Source organism: Bacillus cereus group sp. TH152-1LC (assembly GCF_027710505.1).
GTDB classification, from domain to species: Bacteria; Bacillota; Bacilli; order Bacillales; family Bacillaceae_G; genus Bacillus_A; species Bacillus_A mobilis.
In genome coordinates, this window is record NZ_JAQFNK010000002.1 from 490,304 (window position 1) to 509,442 (window position 19,139).

A 19,139-nucleotide genomic window follows, 5' to 3' on the forward strand; every position below is an offset into this window, starting at 1 on the left:
GAAATCATTCTTCATGAAAAAAGACCCTTATTATTGTAATAAGGGTCTAAAATTTATAATCCAAATATACTAAAAATCATTTTGCGGCGCTTCGGTTTCTGTTCACGTTCATATGTTGGTTTCGTATCGGGAGTTATATATATTGGTTCTTCTTTCTTGAGGGCAGCTTCAAGCTTTTGAATTCGCTCTAACATTTCCTCCATTTCACGGCGATGTTGTAAAAGTTGGTATGTAACAACATCATTTGCCTTATCTTGCATCTGTTCTTCCATTCGATCTAGCCTTCTTGTGATTGTGTTTAATTGAGCTGCTAATTGCTCAAAATCATGCGATGATATGTTTTGAACAATTGTATTTACTTGCGTTTTTAATTCTACAACATCGTTTGATGATGTTTTTGGAGACTGCTCTATTTGTGAAAGATGGTATTCTAACATTTGATCTAAATCATCTTGTGTGAAAATAAAATGACCATTTTTATTTTTTTCTATCGTAAGGTTTAATTGTTGTGCAATCCGAGCAACCGCCTTAGGGCTAACACCTAATTTCTTTGCGATAAATGGTGTTTTATATTCCAAAATAATCCCTCCTATATATATCCTGTTGAATGATTTCGATCTATGAAGTAAGTTCCCTTCTAGTGTGACAAAAGAAGTGTGGAATCGGCAAAGAAAGTGTTTTTTCACGAAATGAAGCTGTGAAGAATATATCGTGTATATAAAAATATTTTATCGTAAGATTTAGAATCATTTGACTAAGAGAAATGAATTAGATTATCATAATGATAAATATCTTTTTTATGTATGCATATAATATATAAAAAGGTGGTTGCTAATGTAGAATTTTGTTAGAGTATTAGAATGCTTACTTCACTTGAATAAAATTAAGTAGGAGGTGGCTTCCTTGCTTACAATGTAAGTAAGGAGAAGTATTTGGACATATATAGTATAAGTATAGTGATTGTTTTAATTGCGTTAACGGCATTTTTCGTTGCAGCAGAATTTGCAATTGTTAAAGTGCGAAGTTCACGAATTGACTATTTAATTGCAGAAGGAAATAATCGCGCAACACCTGTCAAAACAGTCATTACAAACTTAGACGAATATTTATCTGCTTGTCAGCTAGGAATTACAGTTACAGCTCTGGGGATTGGGTGGTTTGGTAAACCTGCGTTAAAGCAAATGTTTGACACGCTTTTTGTGAATTTGAACATTTCTACTCAACTGGCAGACATTTTTGCTGTAATTTTAGTGTTTTTGTTTATTACATTTTTACATGTTGTAATAGGGGAATTGGCCCCAAAAACATTTGCGATTCAAAAAGCTGAACAAGTGAGTTTATTTGTTGCTAAACCGTTAATTTTCTTTTATCGTATGGCGTTTCCGTTTATTTGGATCCTAAATGGATCAGCTCGAATTATTACGAAATTGTTAGGGCTGAAACCACCGAAAGGGCACGATGAGGTTCATTCAGAAGAAGAATTACGGTTGTTAGTTTCAGAAAGTTACAAAAATGGAGAAATTAATCAATCTGAATATAAATATGTAAATAAAATCTTTGAATTTGATGATCGTATCGCAAAAGAAATAATGGTACCCCGAACTGAGATGCATATTATTAGTAAAGAAATGCCTGCTGAAGAAGCTTTGCAAAAAATGTCTCGGGAAAAATATACAAGATATCCAGTTGTTGATGGCGACAAAGATCACGTAATAGGCTTTGTAAATTTTAAAGATATTTTCACAGATTTTGTGCAGCATAATGCAGTAAGTAATAAGAAAGTAGAGCAATATATTAGGCCGATCATTTTAGTTATCGACTCTATCCCAATACACGACTTATTTTTAAAAATGCAAAAAGAAAGAACACATATTGCTATATTGATAGATGAATATGGTGGTACATCTGGACTTGTTACAGTTGAAGACATTTTAGAAGAAATAGTTGGAGATATTCAAGATGAGTTTGATACAGATGAACAGCCAGAAATTCAACAAGTTAGTGAAACGAAAACAATTCTAGAAGGGAAAGTGCTTGTTAGTGAAGTGAATACGTTATTAGGTTTAACGATTGATGATAATGGTGTTGATACAATAGGTGGCTGGATTTTAACGAAAAATATAGAAATTGCTGAAGAGGATTTCATCGAAATTGAAAATTATAAGTTTTGTGTGAAAGAATTAGATGGACACTATATAAAGAGACTAGAAGTTACAAAAACTGTAGAATCAATTGTTATCTTAGAAGATGAAAAACAAATTCCATTTCAAGAACAAATTAGTTCGTAGACTCTGCTATATGGCAGAGTTTTTTTGAGCATAATGTTTTTGGCAGAATAAGGGCTATGATACAATGGCATAAGTCAGACCTTTCACTAGGTGAAGTATTGTTTTATACATATATTTGGAAGGAGAAGAATTATGAAAAAGCATTTATATATAAATGGAGATTGGAAGTCTGTAAACACGTATAAACCATTATACGAACCATACTCTGAAGAAACGTTAGCGGAAATTGCACAAGGAACGGAAGAAGATGTACAAGAGGCTGTTACTGCTGCAAAAAATGCAATGAAAAAAATGAATACATTATCAGCATATGATCGTGCGACTATTTTAGAGAAGGTTGCACAAAAAATGGATGAAAGAAGAGAAGAATTTGCAGAGATTATTGCAAAAGAGGCTGCAAAACCAATTCGTGCTGCAAGGGGAGAAGTAGATCGTACCGTTCAGACATACAAATTTGCGGCGGAAGAAGCGAAGCGTATATACGGCGAGACACTGCCACTTGATGCAGCACCTGGTGCAGATGGACGTATTGCATACACAATACGAAAACCGATTGGGGTTATAGGAGCTATTACACCCTTTAATTTCCCATTAAATTTAGTGGCACATAAAGTCGGCCCTGCAATTGCTGCTGGAAATACAGTTGTGTTAAAACCAGCCGATCAAACGCCATTATCGTCTTACGCATTAGTTGAACTGTTTGAAGAGGCAGGATTGCCAAAAGGAGCATTAAATATTATTTCTGGTCCTGGTTCAACTGTAGGTGAGGCGCTAGTTACAAATGATGATGTCGCTTCTATTACTTTTACGGGAAGTCCGAAAGTTGGAATTGGAATTAAGGCGAAGGCGGGGTTAAAGCGAGTTACGTTAGAACTAGGATCAAACGCTGCTGTTATTATTGATGAAGATGTAGAATTAACAGATGAATTAATTGAACGTGTAAAATGGGGAGCATTTGTTAATAATGGACAAGTTTGTATTTCAGTACAACGTGTCTTTGTACATGAAAAGAGAACAGATGAATTTCTTTCAAAGCTAAAGAAAGCAATGGAAATAGTTGTTGTTGGGGATCCATTGCATGAAGAAACGGATGTATCGGCTTTAATTTCGAAAAAAGATGTAGAGCGAATTGAAATGTGGGTGCAAGAAGCTATTAAGGAAGGGGCAGCTGTTTTATATGGTGGTAAGAAACATGATGCAAGGATTTTTGAACCAACTGTATTAACAAATGTTCCAGAGTATGTATCGGTACAGTGCCAAGAAGTATTTGGTCCACTTATGACAGTAAATACATTTAAAGAATTTGATGAAGCGATAGAGAAAGTAAATCATTCACGTTACGGTCTACAAGCAGGTGTATTTACAAATAATTTGTTTAAAGCAATGCGTGCAATTGATGAGTTAGAAGTTGGTGGTGTCATGATTAATGACATTCCAACGTTTAGGGTAGATCATATGCCATACGGTGGTGTGAAAGAAAGCGGCACGGGGCGTGAAGGAATTAAATATGCAATAGAGGAAATGACAGAAATGAAATTAGTATGTATTAAAAAATAAAGTAGATCGAGTTTAAACATCACAATAAAAAACGAGCGGGAAATGTTTACGATTCCATACTCGTTTTTTATTGTTTGTTTTACGTTTTTCAGAACGATTTCATTTAATCAAGTGTACCTTTTACTTCATTTCTTGTTTGAAAATAGCATCCTCTACATAAATTTGATCTTTATCAACAGCAGTGCTATGAGATAATACTAAACCGATTGGTGTTTCTATACCTTTATTTTGAACAATTGTAAAAGGAATATTTTTTTCATTTGCTAATTTAATGTATTTTGATAAATGTGGGTAAGCAATGCCACCATTTAGGAATATTTGTAATGATTGAGAAGAGCGCATGCTACTAGCTACTTCAGAATATACATTACTTTGCATTACTTGACCGATAGTTAAAGCGATTTCTACACGCTCACGTAATGTAGTTAAATACATATTACGTTCTTCTGGTTTGTTCTGCTTTTGGCCGTAAATGCCTTCTTGGAGATAATCTTCCACATTTTTATTTACCATATTTTTCACACCTTTCATTTTCTATTGTACGAAAGAATGAAGCAGGATGCAAAAAAAGTCTCATCAAATGTAAAAAACTTTGAATGAAAGGAAGGAGAATGGAATGAATCAATCTAAACAATTAATAAGGAAATTAAAAATTTTATCAACACATATTAACAAAATGTGACAATAATCTATTAACGAATCGCATTTTTTGTGTTAATATTCAAAATATAAAGGGTGTTCGTCGTATGGAAATGGAGGGAATGGGGGTTTTTCCAATCGATAAGGATATTAAAGAAGTATTTTGTTCGCACTTGAAAAACAACAGGCACCAATTCGTTGAGAACTGGAAAAACAAAATGATAATTTCCGATAAAGATCCATTTAAACTAGAAGCAGTTCAAAATGGAGAGGATTTATTAGAGTTAATTATCGAACTTACTATGGAAGAAAAAGATATAGATTATCTTCAGCCATTATGCGAGAAAATAGCTATTGAACGTGCAGGAGCAGATGCGAATATTGGAGATTTTGTTTATAATGCAAATGTGGGAAGAAATGAGCTTTTTGAAGCGATGTGTGAATTAGATGTTAGCGCACGTGAATTGAAACCAATTATGGCTCAAATACATACTTGTTTTGATAAATTAATTTATTATACTGTTTTAAAATACTCGGAAATTATATCAAGAAATTTAGAGGAAAAACAGCAATATATTAACGAGACACATAAAGAAAGGCTGACGATTTTAGGCCAAATGTCAGCTAGTTTTGTACATGAATTCCGTAATCCACTTACTTCCATTATGGGATTTGTCAAATTATTAAAGGCGGATCATCCTAGTTTATCGTATTTAGATATTATTTCGCATGAATTAGACCAATTAAATTTTCGTATTTCACAATTTTTACTCGTATCGAAAAAAGAAATGTGGACTGAATCAGAAGAATTTTGGCTTAATGATCTGTTTCAAGATATTATACAGTTCTTATATCCGAGTTTGGTCAATGCAAATGTTTCAATTGAAAAGAATTTGCCGTATCCAATTCCGCTTGTTGGTTATCGGAGTGAAGTGAGACAAGTATTTTTAAATATATTAATGAACTCAATTGACGCTCTTGAATCGATAAAAGAAGAACGAAAAATTATCGTTGATGTATTTGAAGAAGATCAAGCAATTCGAATTGTAATAAAAAATAATGGACCAATAATTCCAGCTGAAAATGTAGAAACGATTTTCGAACCATTTGTAACTACTAAAAAATTAGGAACTGGTATTGGGTTATTTGTATGTAAACAAATTGTAGAAAAACATAATGGGTCTATCATGTGTCGTTCAGATAACGATTGGACAGAATTTCAAATTGTGTTTCAAAAATAAACAGTCTACACCAAATGAATGGTGTAGACTGTTTTAATTTGTAAGGATAACGGCTTCTAATTTAGGATCTTTCGTTGAATAACCTAAAATTGAAATGGTATAAATGATGTTCGGTTCGACTTTGAAATTCGGTATAGTTAGCAAGACGCTTGCATTATCTGCGAGTGAAACTTCAATATCTGCTGTACCAGGGCTAACTTCTAAAAAATCTGTAATTTGTTTAAAGAGTACATTTTCAAATAAATGATCTCCACCTTTTAAAGTTACATTTACAACAGGGGTATCCGGAGAAAAATGTACAAAGCGTATTTTTGCTTGACCGGCTGGTAAATGTGTATTATCAAGCATAGGTTGTAATTGTAGATGATTGTCACTATTTATTGCAGCAAAAGTATAAGAGTGATTTCCCATTATTGGTACTAAAGCTGAAAAGATGGGAGTTTCATTGCCGACAGGAACAATATCTATACGGTATTTACCTTGTACTAATGTTAAATAGGGACTAAATTGTTTAAAGGAAATATTTTTAATTACCTTTTGCCCGTTTACTAAAATGTCAACCGCAGGTGTATTGGAAGCTGAGTGAAAAAACCTTATGTGTGACGGTAAAGCAGCTTCTTGTGAATCTCTTTTTTCATATGCCTGTACAAGTTTCGTAAGCGCATCATAATATTTCATATATAGCTCTACATATTTTTTAGGGTTATGAAATTGATAGTAACGAGCGAGCTGTTCGTAACGTGCAGCTTCTTGTCCATATTTTTCGATTTCAGATTGGGACATGAACATTCCTCCTTTGTCATCATTAAAACTATATGCGAAGTAAGAAAGAGGTTATGCGGAAAAATTATTTTTTAAAGGAGAAAAATTGAAAACTTATAATAAGAATTTTTTATGGATCAGTGTAGTTTAGGTGAAAGAGAGTAATAAATTTCCAGAGGGTATATTATCACCCCTATTGGATGATGCAATGTGTATTTCGAAATAAAAACCTTAATAGCGTATCAATTGACATATCGAAAACATGTCTTAAAAACCTTAGAAAACTAGGGATTTTTTTAATTATGGGCGAATACACATACAAAGTGATAATTGTCCTACATAAATTATAAAGGAAAGGTAGTTTGAAATTGAGGAAAGGAATGAAATCTTGGAATGGGGATATCCCGTAAGAAATTGTGAGTGGAGTTATGGACGATTTTGTGCTTTAGGCTGTAGGATGAATTTTGAATTTGTAATGCTATTGTTACTATTTACGTTAGCAAGTGAAGGTATTAACTGATAAAAGAGCGTCGTGCCGAACTGATTAATGTGGTTAATCGGTTCTTTTTTTATTGTATAAAACGGATGGGGATGTATGTGAAATCTTGGTTTCTTTAAAATAATTGCTATGCATTTAGTGGGAATAATTGTCGAGATTTGTTTGAAAATATGCAATATAAAGTAGGAGAATAGGAAGGAGTTTAAAGGGAGTTTCGTCGAAGTTTACACAATGTCGGCATTTGAGGGAAGCTGGCATTATGTTAGGAAAGTATTTAGTGAAGCGTTAATCTTATATAAGAGAGGGGTAGTTGAGCGTATAGATAAGGGTTAGTCTTCGAATTAAGTTCTGAATTTTCTGTTTTCTGAATTAATATTAAGCACTCATTTGTATATTTTATAATAGTTTTTTGATAAAATCACTGCTTTCGCAGAGGGTTCTTTTTTATGAAAGAAACGTCAATTTTCTTCATATATATATACAAATTGGAGAAATGGGGGAGCGCTATGCGCGATTACTTAATTAAACCACTTGTTGGTCAGCCGTATCCAATGATTTCACATGGAAAAGGTGTGTATTTGTATGATCAAAACGGAAATAAATATTTTGATGGTTCTTCAGGGGCAATTACGGCAGGTATTGGGCATGGCGTAAAGGAGATTGCGGATGTTATCAAAAAGCAAGCAGAGGAGATTGCTTTCGTTTATAGATCACAGTTTACGAGTGAACCAGCTGAAAAATTAGCGAAGAAATTAAGCGATTTAAGTGTAGGAGATTTGAACTGGAGCTTTTTTGTGAATAGTGGTACGGAAGCAAATGAAACAGCTATGAAAATTGCAATCCAGCATTTTCAGGAGCGAGGTATTCAAGGGAAACATAAAATTTTGTCACGATGGATGAGTTATCACGGTATTACGATGGGAGCCTTATCAATGTCTGGGCATCCACTGCGCAGACAACGTTTCGTGTCAATTCTAGAAGATTATCCAACTATTCCAGCTCCATATTGTTTTAGATGTCCGGTGCAAAAAGTATATCCAACTTGTCAGCTTGCTTGTGCGACTGAACTAGAAAGATCAATTGAAAGAATTGGTGCAGAACATATCGCAGCTTTTATCGCTGAACCGATTATCGGAGCTGCTGGAGGTGCAGTCGTTCCGCCGAAAGAATATTATAAAGTTATTAAAGATATTTGTAGTCATTACGATATTTTATTTATTGCCGATGAAGTAATGACTGGCCTTGGTCGCACTGGTGCATGGTTTGCAATGGAGCATTGGGGTGTAGAACCGGATATTATGACTCTTGGTAAAGGTTTAGGAGCTGGATATACACCGATGGCAGCGACCATTGTAAGTGACCGTGTTATGGAGCCAATATTACGAGGATCACGTTCAGTTATGAGTGGGCATACGTTAAGTGCAAATCCATTATCAGCAGCAACAGCTCTAGCTGTTATTGAATATATGGAAAAACATAACCTACCTGAAAAAACAGCAGAAAAGGGAGAGTATTTAATAAAAGGACTACAAAAAGTTCAGCAACAATCGACAATCATTGCTGATGTGCGCGGAAAAGGTTTGCTGATTGGAGTAGAATTGCAACCGTTTACAAAGGCTTCGGAACTTATTTCGGTTGCAGCTAAAAATGGTCTTCTTTTATACCAAGCTGTTTCAGGGCAAGCAGGAAAGGAAGATAGTGCACTGCTTGTAGCACCGCCGATGACAACTACATATTCCGAGTTAGATGAATTACTTTCAATTTTTGCAAAAAGTGTAGAAGAAATGATGCAAAAAGGAGGGCATAGTATCGCATGACAACTATTACGAATACATTCGATAAATTAAAAGAGATAGAGGAAGTAACTTCTTTGTTCCACGATGATATGACATTAATGTTTGGAGGATTTGGGGGGATTGGATCCCCTCCATCTTTAATACAGGCGATTTTAGAAAAAGGAGTTACAAATTTAAATTTAATAGGAAATGACACGGGATTTCCTGATGTAGGAATCGGTCGACTTGTTACGAATGAAAGAGTAAAATCATTAGTTACTTCACATATTGGTTCAAATCCAAATGCAGGAAGACAGCTAAACGAAGGAAGGTTACAAATCGAGTTTTCCCCTCAAGGAACATTAGCAGAGCGTATTCGCGCTGGTGGTGTAGGACTTGGAGGCGTATTAGTTGATGTAGGTGTTGATACGATTGTAGAAGAGGGAAAACGTACAGTTGAAATGAATGGTAAGACATATTTAGTTGAAACAGCATTAACTGCTGAGGTTGCAATTGTATATGCGAAAAAAGCGGATCCGTTTGGTAATCTTGTGTTTGATAAAAGCGCACGTAACATGAACCCTCACGTAGCAATGGCAGGGGATATAACGATTGTAGAAGCAGAGGAGATCGTTCCACTTGGAAGTTTAGATCCAGAAGAAATTGTTGTCCCAGGAGTATTTGTAAATTATATCGTACCGTCGGAAGGAGTGAATTGGAAATGGGTATGGGCGTAGAAGTGAGAGATAAGATTGCTAGGCGTGCGGCGAAAGAAATACAGAATGGCATGATTGTAAATTTAGGTATTGGCATACCATCGCTTGTACCGAATCATCTTCCTGACGATATAAACGTTATGTTTCATGCTGAAAATGGAATTGTAGGTATGGGACCTACGCCAAGCAAAGGGAATGAAGACGAAAATTTATGTAATGCAGCAGGTTTACCGACTTCTCTTATTACAGGAGCGAGTTATTTTGATAGTTGTACAGCGTTTGGGATGATTCGAAAAGGTTTATTAGACATAACGATTCTTGGTTCATTACAAGTAAGTGAGAATGGTGATTTAGCAAACTGGATTGTACCAGGAAAACGCGTTCCAGGTATTGGGGGAGCGATGGATTTGGCACAAAAAGCGAAGCGGGTCGTTGTTGTGATGAATCATGTTGATAAATACGGAAATGCAAAAATAGTTTCGGAATGTACATTACCATTAACTTCAAAGAAATGTGTAGATTTAATTATTACGGATATGGCAGTTATGGAAGTGACGCAGGATGGACTCATTTTACAAGAATTAATGAGCCCATACACAGTGGAAGATATAAAACAACATACAGAAGCTGATTTCAAAATTGGCTCTAACTTACTAGTAATTGAATGAGGGGAGATGTAATATATGGAGCAATTAAAAAAGAAAATTTGTGATTATATCGAGAGTCATGAAGAGGAAAGCGTAAAATTTTTAAAACGATTAATTCAAGAAAAAAGCGTATCTGGTGATGAAAGTGGTGCGCAGGCAATTGTGATTGAAAAATTACGTGAGCTAGGTTTAGATCTTGATATTTGGGAACCTTCCTTTTCTAAAATGAAAGATCATCCTTATTTTGTATCACCGCGTACAAGTTTTTCAGATAGCCCGAATATAGTGGCAACGTTAAAAGGAAGTGGCGACGGAAAATCTATGATATTAAATGGACATATTGATGTCGTACCAGAGGGAGATGTGAATCAGTGGGATCATCATCCTTATAGTGGTGAGCAAATAGGGAATCGTATATATGGTCGAGGAACAACAGATATGAAAGGCGGAAATGTCGCACTAATGCTTGCGATGGAAGCCATTATTGAATCTGGTATTGAATTAAAAGGAGATATTTATTTTCAAAGTGTAATAGAAGAAGAAAGTGGCGGGGCAGGAACATTAGCGACTATATTACGAGGATATAAAGCAGATGGTGTCATTATTCCAGAACCGACAAATATGAAGTTTTTTCCGAAACAACAAGGGTCCATGTGGTTTCGTCTACATGTGAAAGGTAAAGCCGCACACGGTGGAACGCGTTATGAAGGAGTAAGTGCAATTGAAAAAAGTATGTTTGTTGTAGATCATTTGAGAAAATTGGAAGAGAAGAGAAATGATCGAATTACAGATCCATTATTTAAAGGAATCCCGATTCCAATTCCAATTAATATTGGAAAAATTGAAGGCGGGAGCTGGCCAAGTTCTGTTCCGGATTCGTTAATTTTAGAAGGAAGATGTGGTATTGCGCCGAATGAGACTATAGAGGCAGCGAAAGAAGAGTTCGAGAATTGGATCGCTGAATTAAATGATGTGGACAATTGGTTTGTTGAAAATCCTGTAGAAGTAGAATGGTTTGGAGCGAGATGGGTTCCTGGTGAACTAGAAGAAAATCATGAGTTAATTACGACACTCGAGCATAACTTTGTTGAAATCGAAGGGAACAAACCAATTATTGAAGCGTCTCCTTGGGGGACTGATGGTGGTTTATTTACACAAATCGCAGGTGTACCAACGATAGTATTTGGTCCAGGAGAGACGAAAGTAGCACACTATCCAAACGAATATATAGAAGTTGATAAAATGATAGCTGCCGCAAAAGTTATTGCATGTACATTACTAGATTGGTGTGAGGTGAAAAAATGAAATACTATGAATCTTTTAGAGAACAGACGAATGGCTATACAGTAGAAGGCGTTTTAGACTATTTTAATAAACGTATTCGAGTAGACCACTACACAGGAAATATTGAGAGGATTATACAAACAATTGACGAATTAGCAGAGAAGCATTCTTTCACTAAATGTATTATTAAAGGAAAGGGAGAGCATGTTTCTACATGGCTCTCTTTCGGTTTTTTATTGGAAGCAACAATACCGCATTATTTTCAAGGTCATGATGCATACTTCTTCGTGAAATTTATTAATGATGAAAGACGAAATAGTATTCATTGGGCTGAGGAAGATATCATTTTAAGCGGTGTTAAAGCAAAAGAAGTAAAGGAAAAAATAGTCCCAGAGAAATTTCTATTAAGAAAAGCGACAGAAGAGGATGCGGAAGAATTAGCTGGTGTCTTTGGAAAAGTATTTGAAGTTTATCCGACTCCTTTAAACGAAGCAAGTTATGTAAAACAAACGATGAAAGAAGACGATACAATATACTATGTGTATGAATTCGAGGGGAAAATAATTAGTACAGCATCTGCAGAAATGAATATAAAAGAAGCGAATGCAGAATTAACGAATTGTGCTACGTTACCTGAATATCGTAAGCATGGGTTTATGAAAAGTTTACTAATTAAGTTAGAAGAAGAACTGCAAGAAAAATCGATTTTCTGCTCTTATACAATTGCTCGATCACTTTCTTTCGGAATGAATGCGGCCTTTCATCAGTTAGGTTATACGTATACAGGAAGACTGGCGAACAATTGCTACATTTTTGATAAGCTGGAAGATATGAATATATGGGTGAAAGATTTGTCTAAATAGTACGGTATAAAAATAGAACGGAATCGTCATGCTTATAATCGCATATAGGTATGCTGGAAATTCGGCACGTGATTGCTGAATTTTCGGCAAAAGGGGGGATGACATTGCTAGCAGTTTCGACACAAGAAGTCATTGAAGCGATTTTGGGCAGTATTGATGAGGCTATACACGCAGTAGATGAAAATGGTATTACAATTTTTTATAATTCTGTAGCTGCAAAACACGATGGGTCAAAAATTGAAAAAGTGTTAGGTAAACATTTATTAGAAGCGTTTCCTTCTTTATCTAGGGAAACAAGTACGTTGATGAAAGTGTTAGATACAAAAAAGCCAATCGTTCATCAAGTGCAACATTATCAAAATTTAAATGGAGAAGACATTTGTACAGTAAATACGACGTTACCTATTTTTATAGATGGAAATATTGCTGGGGCTGTTGAAATTGCTAAGGATTATTCCACAGTTCAAAAACTTACGGATACAATTGTCGATTTGCAGTCGAAAATAAAGCGGTCATCTAGAAAAAAAGCAATTAAAAAGCATGTTGCATTTGAGACGATTGTGACGAATGATGCTCGGTTTAAACAGACGAAAGAATTAGCACAAAAAGTAGCCCCAACGGATGCAAATGTTTTAATATATGGGGAAACAGGAACAGGGAAAGAGTTATTTGTACAAGCGATTCATGAAGCTTCTAAACGGAAGAACAAGCCGTTTATTGCACAAAACTGCGCAGCTTTGCCAGAGTCGCTATTAGAAAGTTTATTGTTTGGAACGACGAAAGGTAGCTATACAGGGGCAATTGAACGAGCGGGATTATTTGAACTGGTAGATGGAGGGACATTGTTTTTAGATGAACTGAATTCAATGCCACTCGATTTACAAGCGAAAATGCTACGTGTATTAGAAGATGGCGTTATTCGTCGTATTGGTGATAATAAGACGAGAAAAGTAGACGTTCGCGTTATTACCGCAATGAATCAGCCACCAGAAATATGTTTAAAAGAGAATAAAATTCGCACTGATTTATATTATCGATTAAATGTCTTTTCATTATATATTCCGCCGCTCCGTGAAAGAACTGAGGATGTATCATTATTAGCGTCTTATTTTTTGAAAGAATATAATAAAAGTTATAAAAAAGGTGTACTTCAAATGGATAAGGAAGCGAAAGAAAGACTAGAAGCTTACCAATGGCCTGGAAATGTTCGTGAGCTAAAACATACGATTGAACATGCTGTCATAATTGCAGAAGGTAATACATTAACAGCTAATTGTTTACCGCGTACATTTCGGAAAGAGAGTCTTCCGAAGAAGAAGAGCATATTGCCTCTTAGAGAAGCACTTCATCAAACGGAAAAAGAATTAATAGATCAAGCGTTAATTGAAACGGAAGGGAATATACTGCAAGCTGCAAAAATGTTAGGTATCCCTCGCCAAACGCTGCAATATAAACTGAGTAAGTACGACAAAACCGCCGAATAATTGGCGGTTTTTGTGTGTTTGCACCAATAAAAGAGCGTTTACATATATAAAAAGTAATGAATATGATAGTATGTATGGATTTCATACAGTGCTTAAAAATATTTTTTTGCTTATGTAATAGCGTTCTCCGTACATTTACTTATCAATAATGTAAAGTTGGCATAACTATTGCTTATATAAAGGATGAGCGTATAAAAAGGGGGAATAGCAATGTTACATGATGTATACAAACCAAATCGTCACTGGAAAGATATCGAGTTGTGGAAGGATGTTACTGAAGAACAATGGAATGACTGGGTTTGGCAATTAACGAATACGATCAAAACTTTGGATGACTTAAAGAAAGTGATTAATTTAACACCTGACGAAGAAGAAGGCGTTAAAATTTCAACAAAAACGATCCCGTTAAATATTACACCGTACTATGCTTGGCTAATGAATCCTGATGACCCACGCTGTCCGATTCGGATGCAATCTGTACCGATCTCGGAAGAGTTATATAAAACAAAATATGATTTAGAAGATCCGCTTCATGAAGATGAAGATTCACCAGTTCCAGGGTTAACACATCGTTATCCTGACCGCGTATTATTCTTAGTAACGAATCAATGTTCTATGTATTGTCGTTACTGTACACGCCGTCGTTTTAGTGGACAAATTGGAATGGGTGTGCCAAAGAAACAATTAGATGATGCAATTGGTTACATTCGTGATACACCACAAGTACGAGATGTATTAATTTCTGGTGGTGACGGTCTTCTTATTAACGATAAAATTTTAGAATATGTATTAAAAAATTTACGAGAGATTCCGCATGTCGAGATTATTCGTATCGGAACGAGAGCGCCGGTAGTATTCCCGCAGCGTATTACAGAAAACTTATGTAACATTATTAAAAAATATCATCCAGTATGGTTAAATACACATTTCAATACTTCTATTGAAATTACAGAAGAGTCGAAAAAAGCATGTGAAATGCTAGCGAATGCTGGTGTTCCAATCGGAAACCAAGCAGTAATTTTAGCTGGTATTAACGACAGCGTTCCAATTATGAAAAAACTTATGCATGACTTAGTAAAAATCCGTGTACGCCCATACTACATTTATCAATGTGATTTATCTGAAGGTATTGGTCATTTCCGTGCACCGGTATCTAAAGGTCTGGAAATTATTGAAGGTTTACGCGGTCATACGTCTGGTTATGCAGTTCCAACATTCGTTGTTGATGCACCAGGAGGAGGCGGAAAAATTGCGCTTCAACCAAACTATTTAATTTCGCAAAGTGCGGATAAAGTTGTACTTCGCAACTTTGAAGGCGTTATTACAACGTACCCAGAACCAGAGAGCTATATCCCAGGAAGAGCAGAAGGGTACTTTAAAGAAATCTATCCAAACTACGAAGAAAAACGTTCAGATGTTGGTATCGCAGGTCTTATGAGTGACAAGAAATTTAACCTTGTTCCAGACGACTTACAGCGTATGAACCGTCGTAAAGACTATGAAGATAATGACACTCATGCATCACTAAAAGATAAACGTGATAAGCGCGATCAACTGAAAGATAAAAAGTACCAATCGCAAATGGCTAAATTAGAAGAAAACGACAAAAAAAATGAGGGTGATGCAGTATGAATTGTATGTGGTGTGACAGTACAGAAGCGAAAGAAAGCTTGAATACTGTATATTGGGAATTGCCAGATGGTACGAAAGCCATTGAAATCCAAGAGACACCATGCATTTCTTGTTCCTCATGTGGTATGGACTATCAAGCTGATCAAACAGTGAAAGAAATAGAAGATCAATTGTTTCTAATTTATACGAAAGATTTACCAAAACAACTAACATATGAAGAATTAATGGGAAGACCACGTCTATTAAAAAGAAATTATTTCGACTTTTAACCAGCTTTTATGCTGGTTTTTTTCTTTTTTGCCTTGTATAATGTATCCAAGTTAGAAAGGTAGGGAATATTTTTGAAAAAGACATTTTACCACTATATGATGAAGCATCGTGCCGCTCTATTTAGTAATGAAATTTCGAATTTAGCAGAGGCAATGTACGATGATTTAAGCTTTCCGAAGCAATCTGAAGATTACGATGAAATTAGTTCATACTTAGAATTAAGTGGAATGCTAGAAAGTATGTCTATATTTGATGAAGCTTGGGATTTATACATACAAGAGAGATAATGTAAAGCTAGTCTATTTACTAGCTTTTTTTACGTTGTAAAAAAAATTCATATGGTTATATTTTTTATTGAAAAAATTTATGAATATACGCTTCTGTGATAAGCGTTTTTATGTAGGTTGCATATACTGTTATCAAAATCACGACGTCAAAAAAAGGAGAGATATAGATGGCAAGGAAAAAGCAACCTAAATATAACGTAGGGGACATAGTCGTGATTACGCTATATGGAACCGTTGGTAAAATCACAAATATGAAGGTGTTAGATGGAGTTTACGTTTACGAAGTCAATAATCACGATGGCTTTTACGTAGAGCAAACGTTGCAGCACGTTTCAGAGCAAGATATGAAAAAAGGTGAAACTGAGTGGATTGAATTAAATTATAATTTCACATTTGGTGATCTCGTGCAAGTAACAGGATACGATAAAGATGTGTTTCGAATTGTTGGTTTTCGTACAGAAGTATGGAGATATAAAAATGACGCATGGGAAGATACAATATACGAATTGTCACGAATTACGGATGGTGAATGGTTAGAAGCAGATGAATCAGATTTAACGCTACTTGCCAATGCTCAAACGGCAAATGCAATTTTGAAGAAAATGAAACAAGATAAAGCTGGTATGAATAAATTAGATTTAGGAAAATTAAAGTCAATTAACAACTCAAAAAAAGTGAGTGTTAAGACAAATCGTCAAGAAATCATTGATGGATTACTTGATATTTATAACGATTATCAATTGTTATTTGATACATTTAAAGATGAAGAATACAAAATTGTTATGGATGTTGTTCATAATTATTTAGTTAAATTGACAGAGAAAAAATAGTTAACTAGAAAGAGAGAATGAATTGAACAACAACATATGCAGTATAAGGTATGCCTACAATTATTAAAAAAATAAAAAGCCATTTAATAAGAGAGTCTGCCCATTGATCTTCATGCATGAACTCTTCTTTTGTTTGCCCTACTTCTTGTTCTACCTCATATTGATATTCCATAATTAAATCCCCCTTTTTGATAGCTTGTACTACCATCGTATGCATCTCGTCCAAAGGATATGACCTATAAAAAAAGAAAAACTATTTTTCTAATCTCATATACATATTTTTGAGATTTTTTCATAAAACAGAAATAAAGGAGTGATGCTCATGAAGGAAATTGAAGTCGTAATTGATACGGAAGAGATTGCGGAGTTTTTTTATGAGCAACTAATTGAAAGAGGATACGTCCCAAAACGAGAAGAAATTGAAGATCTCGCAGACATTACATTCGAGTACTTATTAGAGAAATGTATGATTGATGAAGTGTTTGATGAAGAGGATGAGTGAAAGTAACGACGGGCTTAACTCGTCGTTTTTTACTCTTTACAAACTTGTCACAAATAAAGTCGGTAATAGTTGGTATAATTAAAAGAAAATTTTACTCAAGAGGTGAAGGGATGTTCAAAAAAATTATTGATTCTTTATTAGGTAGGAAAAAATATCGTTCGTATTCTAGTAGTGATTATCGCCATAGAGGTCGCTCTTATTCAAGTAGCGATTATAAACGACGTTCATCTGGTTATGGGCATCAGCATTATAAAAGAAAGCGTAAAAGCCGTAGCTTCTTTTCAAGTAGCTGATGAAATGGCGTCGTATACTAGCTTTATTTGATAGACCACTGCGAAAAAATACAATCGTTGCAGAACGTTATAAAATTGAATCAGTAATTGGAATGGGCAGTTATGGGGTTACATATGTCGTTAATGACTTACAAATAAATAGATATAAAGTCTTAAAACAATTAAGGCAAAGTAAACAAAGATATGAGTCTGGGAGAAAATCATTTGAACAAGAGAAAATGATTTTACAAACATTAAATCATCATGCAATTCCTAGTTTATATGATCATTTCGTATGGGAGAAAAAAAGCTTTTTTGTGATGGAGTATATGCCTGGTAAAAATTTCGAAGATTATATTTTCTTGGATGGGCATGTATATACAGAACGTGAAGTTTTTAAAATTTTATATGAAATATTAGAAATTGTATCGGTGTTTCATAGTGAAGGTATTATTCACCGAGATTTACGCATTCCAAATATATTAATGAAAGAAAATAAAATTAGTATTATTGATTTTGGATTAGCTAAATTGAAGGGTGAGGGTGATGAACGAGCTACAACTTATGAAGGTGAACAAGCTTTGATGCGAGAAGTTCACTTTCGTAGTGATTTTTATGCGCTTGGTCATTTCTCATTATTTTTATTATATGCAGGCTATGAATCTAATGAAAAACATGAAAAACCATGGTATGACGAATTAACTTTAGAAAATTATAACCGTGAAATGCTTATGCGAATGTTACAAATAAAAACGCCGTACTATGAGAATGTACAAGATTTAAAAAAAGATGTAGCTTTTGCTTTAGAAAGGATGGAGGATCCATGTTTCAAAAGTTTTTAGCAAGCGTTGGTATTGGTAATGCAAAAGTAGATACAGTTCTTGAAAAAGATGAGTATATTGTTGGAGAAGAGATACTAGGTAAGGTTCATATAACTGGTGGTTCAGTTAGCCAACAAATTGAAAGCATTTACTTAACGTTATCAACATCGTATGCACGAGAAGTGGATGATAAAAAAGTAACAGCAACATATGATTTAGAGCGAGTTCGTTTAACAGAACCTTTTTCTGTTGAGCCGAATGAAAAAAAAGAAATTCCATTTTCATTTGTAATGCCAGTGGAAACGCCGCTTACGCTTGGAATGAAAACAGTTTGGGTGCATACAGGACTTGATATTAAACGCAGTATAGATCCAAGTGATCGTGATTACATTCAAGTGTTGCCAAATGCACTATTAAATAGTGTGTTAGAGAGTGTACAACAATTAGGTTTTAAAGCGCGTCATATAGAATGTGAAGAATTACCGTATCGATTACGTAAGCAAGTTCCATTTGCGCAAGAATTTGAGTTTGTTCCGGTTTCCGGAGAGTATTATGGGAAATTAGATGAACTAGAATTATTAATCTTGCCAAGCGCCTACAATCGACTAGAGATTATTATGGAAGTAGACAGAAAATCTCGCGGATTAGCAGGTTTATTTGCAGAAGCGCTTGATCTTGACGAGAAAGTGATTCGCTTTACAGTAACGAATGAAGATATTCCAGCAATGAAAGAAAAAATTAACAATTATATTTTTTAATAAACTATGCAT

General features: G+C 34.8%; 21 protein-coding genes. 17 read left to right on the forward strand and 4 right to left on the reverse strand.

What is annotated here, in order from left to right; translation table 11 throughout:
• Positions 1-53: 53 nt before the first annotated feature.
• Entirely contained in the window at positions 54-578 is a 525-nt protein-coding gene (gene racA, locus PDL00_RS09010) for a chromosome-anchoring protein RacA (RefSeq protein WP_242252144.1), read from the reverse strand.
• A gap of 354 nt (positions 579-932) precedes the next feature.
• Here racA and PDL00_RS09015 point away from each other — a divergent pair, with 354 nt between their 5' ends.
• Positions 933-2,288, forward strand: a complete 1,356-nt coding sequence (locus tag PDL00_RS09015; protein ID WP_242252146.1) for a hemolysin family protein — start codon at positions 933-935, stop codon at positions 2,286-2,288.
• A gap of 132 nt (positions 2,289-2,420) precedes the next feature.
• On the forward strand, positions 2,421-3,845 hold the full coding sequence (locus tag PDL00_RS09020) for an aldehyde dehydrogenase family protein (RefSeq protein WP_270728642.1): 1,425 nt from the start codon (positions 2,421-2,423) through the stop codon (positions 3,843-3,845).
• A 120-nt stretch (positions 3,846-3,965) separates the two neighbouring features.
• Here PDL00_RS09020 and PDL00_RS09025 read toward each other — a convergent pair whose 3' ends face one another.
• On the reverse strand, positions 3,966-4,358 hold the full coding sequence (locus PDL00_RS09025) for a YueI family protein (protein ID WP_242252150.1): 393 nt from the start codon (positions 4,356-4,358) through the stop codon (positions 3,966-3,968).
• A 233-nt stretch (positions 4,359-4,591) separates the two neighbouring features.
• On the opposite strand from PDL00_RS09025, the gene PDL00_RS09030 reads away from it, so the two are divergent.
• Positions 4,592-5,725 (forward strand): BA2291 family sporulation histidine kinase, encoded by a 1,134-nt coding sequence (locus tag PDL00_RS09030; RefSeq protein WP_333563530.1) that lies wholly within the window; start codon positions 4,592-4,594, stop codon positions 5,723-5,725.
• A gap of 33 nt (positions 5,726-5,758) precedes the next feature.
• On the opposite strand, the gene PDL00_RS09035 is transcribed toward PDL00_RS09030, so the two are convergent.
• Positions 5,759-6,508: a DUF4397 domain-containing protein gene (locus PDL00_RS09035; RefSeq protein ID WP_242252152.1), complete on the reverse strand. Its 750-nt coding sequence runs from the start codon at positions 6,506-6,508 to the stop codon at positions 5,759-5,761.
• A 984-nt stretch (positions 6,509-7,492) separates the two neighbouring features.
• Here PDL00_RS09035 and PDL00_RS09040 point away from each other — a divergent pair.
• The 10 genes from PDL00_RS09040 (at position 7,493) to PDL00_RS09085 (ending at position 16,774) form a co-directional block, all read left to right on the forward strand.
• A complete protein-coding gene (locus tag PDL00_RS09040) occupies positions 7,493-8,803 on the forward strand; it encodes an aspartate aminotransferase family protein (RefSeq protein ID WP_001205889.1) in 1,311 nt (436 codons plus the stop codon).
• Positions 8,800-9,498: an acetate CoA-transferase subunit alpha gene (atoD, locus tag PDL00_RS09045; protein WP_270728645.1), complete on the forward strand. Its 699-nt coding sequence runs from the start codon at positions 8,800-8,802 to the stop codon at positions 9,496-9,498. The genes PDL00_RS09040 and atoD overlap by 4 nt, the downstream gene beginning before the upstream one ends.
• Positions 9,483-10,145: a CoA transferase subunit B gene (locus PDL00_RS09050; RefSeq protein ID WP_000525280.1), complete on the forward strand. Its 663-nt coding sequence runs from the start codon at positions 9,483-9,485 to the stop codon at positions 10,143-10,145. Before atoD ends, PDL00_RS09050 begins: the two co-directional genes overlap by 16 nt.
• Before the next feature lie 15 nt (positions 10,146-10,160).
• Complete coding sequence (locus tag PDL00_RS09055) at positions 10,161-11,429, forward strand: peptidase (RefSeq protein ID WP_000436668.1); 1,269 nt, start codon at positions 10,161-10,163, stop codon at positions 11,427-11,429.
• Positions 11,426-12,271, forward strand: coding sequence for a putative beta-lysine N-acetyltransferase (gene ablB, locus PDL00_RS09060; RefSeq protein ID WP_242252166.1), 846 nt, complete (start codon positions 11,426-11,428; stop codon positions 12,269-12,271). The genes PDL00_RS09055 and ablB overlap by 4 nt, the downstream gene beginning before the upstream one ends.
• A 98-nt stretch (positions 12,272-12,369) precedes the next feature.
• Entirely contained in the window at positions 12,370-13,755 is a 1,386-nt protein-coding gene (rocR, locus tag PDL00_RS09065; RefSeq protein ID WP_270728812.1) for an arginine utilization transcriptional regulator RocR, read from the forward strand.
• Positions 13,756-13,965: 210 nt separating this feature from the next.
• Positions 13,966-15,387, forward strand: a complete 1,422-nt coding sequence (gene ablA / locus PDL00_RS09070; protein ID WP_097844565.1) for a lysine 2,3-aminomutase — start codon at positions 13,966-13,968, stop codon at positions 15,385-15,387.
• Positions 15,384-15,656 carry a YokU family protein gene (locus tag PDL00_RS09075; RefSeq protein ID WP_000995761.1) on the forward strand — a complete coding sequence of 91 codons (273 nt, stop codon included), beginning with the start codon at positions 15,384-15,386 and terminating at the stop codon, positions 15,654-15,656. The genes ablA and PDL00_RS09075 overlap by 4 nt, the downstream gene beginning before the upstream one ends.
• Before the next feature lie 72 nt (positions 15,657-15,728).
• Positions 15,729-15,944, forward strand: coding sequence for a YozE family protein (locus tag PDL00_RS09080; RefSeq protein ID WP_000750725.1), 216 nt, complete (start codon positions 15,729-15,731; stop codon positions 15,942-15,944).
• 167 nt (positions 15,945-16,111) lie between these two features.
• Positions 16,112-16,774: a hypothetical protein gene (locus tag PDL00_RS09085; protein WP_000101496.1), complete on the forward strand. Its 663-nt coding sequence runs from the start codon at positions 16,112-16,114 to the stop codon at positions 16,772-16,774.
• Positions 16,775-16,778: 4 nt separating this feature from the next.
• Here PDL00_RS09085 and PDL00_RS09090 read toward each other — a convergent pair whose 3' ends face one another.
• Entirely contained in the window at positions 16,779-16,946 is a 168-nt protein-coding gene (locus PDL00_RS09090) for a DUF3930 family protein (RefSeq protein ID WP_000456535.1), read from the reverse strand.
• A 150-nt stretch (positions 16,947-17,096) separates the two neighbouring features.
• Here PDL00_RS09090 and PDL00_RS09095 point away from each other — a divergent pair, with 150 nt between their 5' ends.
• The 4 genes from PDL00_RS09095 (at position 17,097) to PDL00_RS09110 (ending at position 19,127) form a co-directional block, all read left to right on the forward strand.
• Positions 17,097-17,276, forward strand: a complete 180-nt coding sequence (locus tag PDL00_RS09095; protein WP_000658451.1) for a YozD family protein — start codon at positions 17,097-17,099, stop codon at positions 17,274-17,276.
• Positions 17,277-17,386: 110 nt separating this feature from the next.
• Positions 17,387-17,569, forward strand: a complete 183-nt coding sequence (locus PDL00_RS09100; RefSeq protein ID WP_000473374.1) for a hypothetical protein — start codon at positions 17,387-17,389, stop codon at positions 17,567-17,569.
• Positions 17,569-18,390 carry a serine/threonine protein kinase gene (locus tag PDL00_RS09105; RefSeq protein ID WP_242252180.1) on the forward strand — a complete coding sequence of 274 codons (822 nt, stop codon included), beginning with the start codon at positions 17,569-17,571 and terminating at the stop codon, positions 18,388-18,390. Before PDL00_RS09100 ends, PDL00_RS09105 begins: the two co-directional genes overlap by 1 nt.
• Positions 18,372-19,127 carry a sporulation protein gene (locus PDL00_RS09110; protein WP_270728654.1) on the forward strand — a complete coding sequence of 252 codons (756 nt, stop codon included), beginning with the start codon at positions 18,372-18,374 and terminating at the stop codon, positions 19,125-19,127. The genes PDL00_RS09105 and PDL00_RS09110 overlap by 19 nt, the downstream gene beginning before the upstream one ends.
• Positions 19,128-19,139 lie beyond the last annotated feature (12 nt).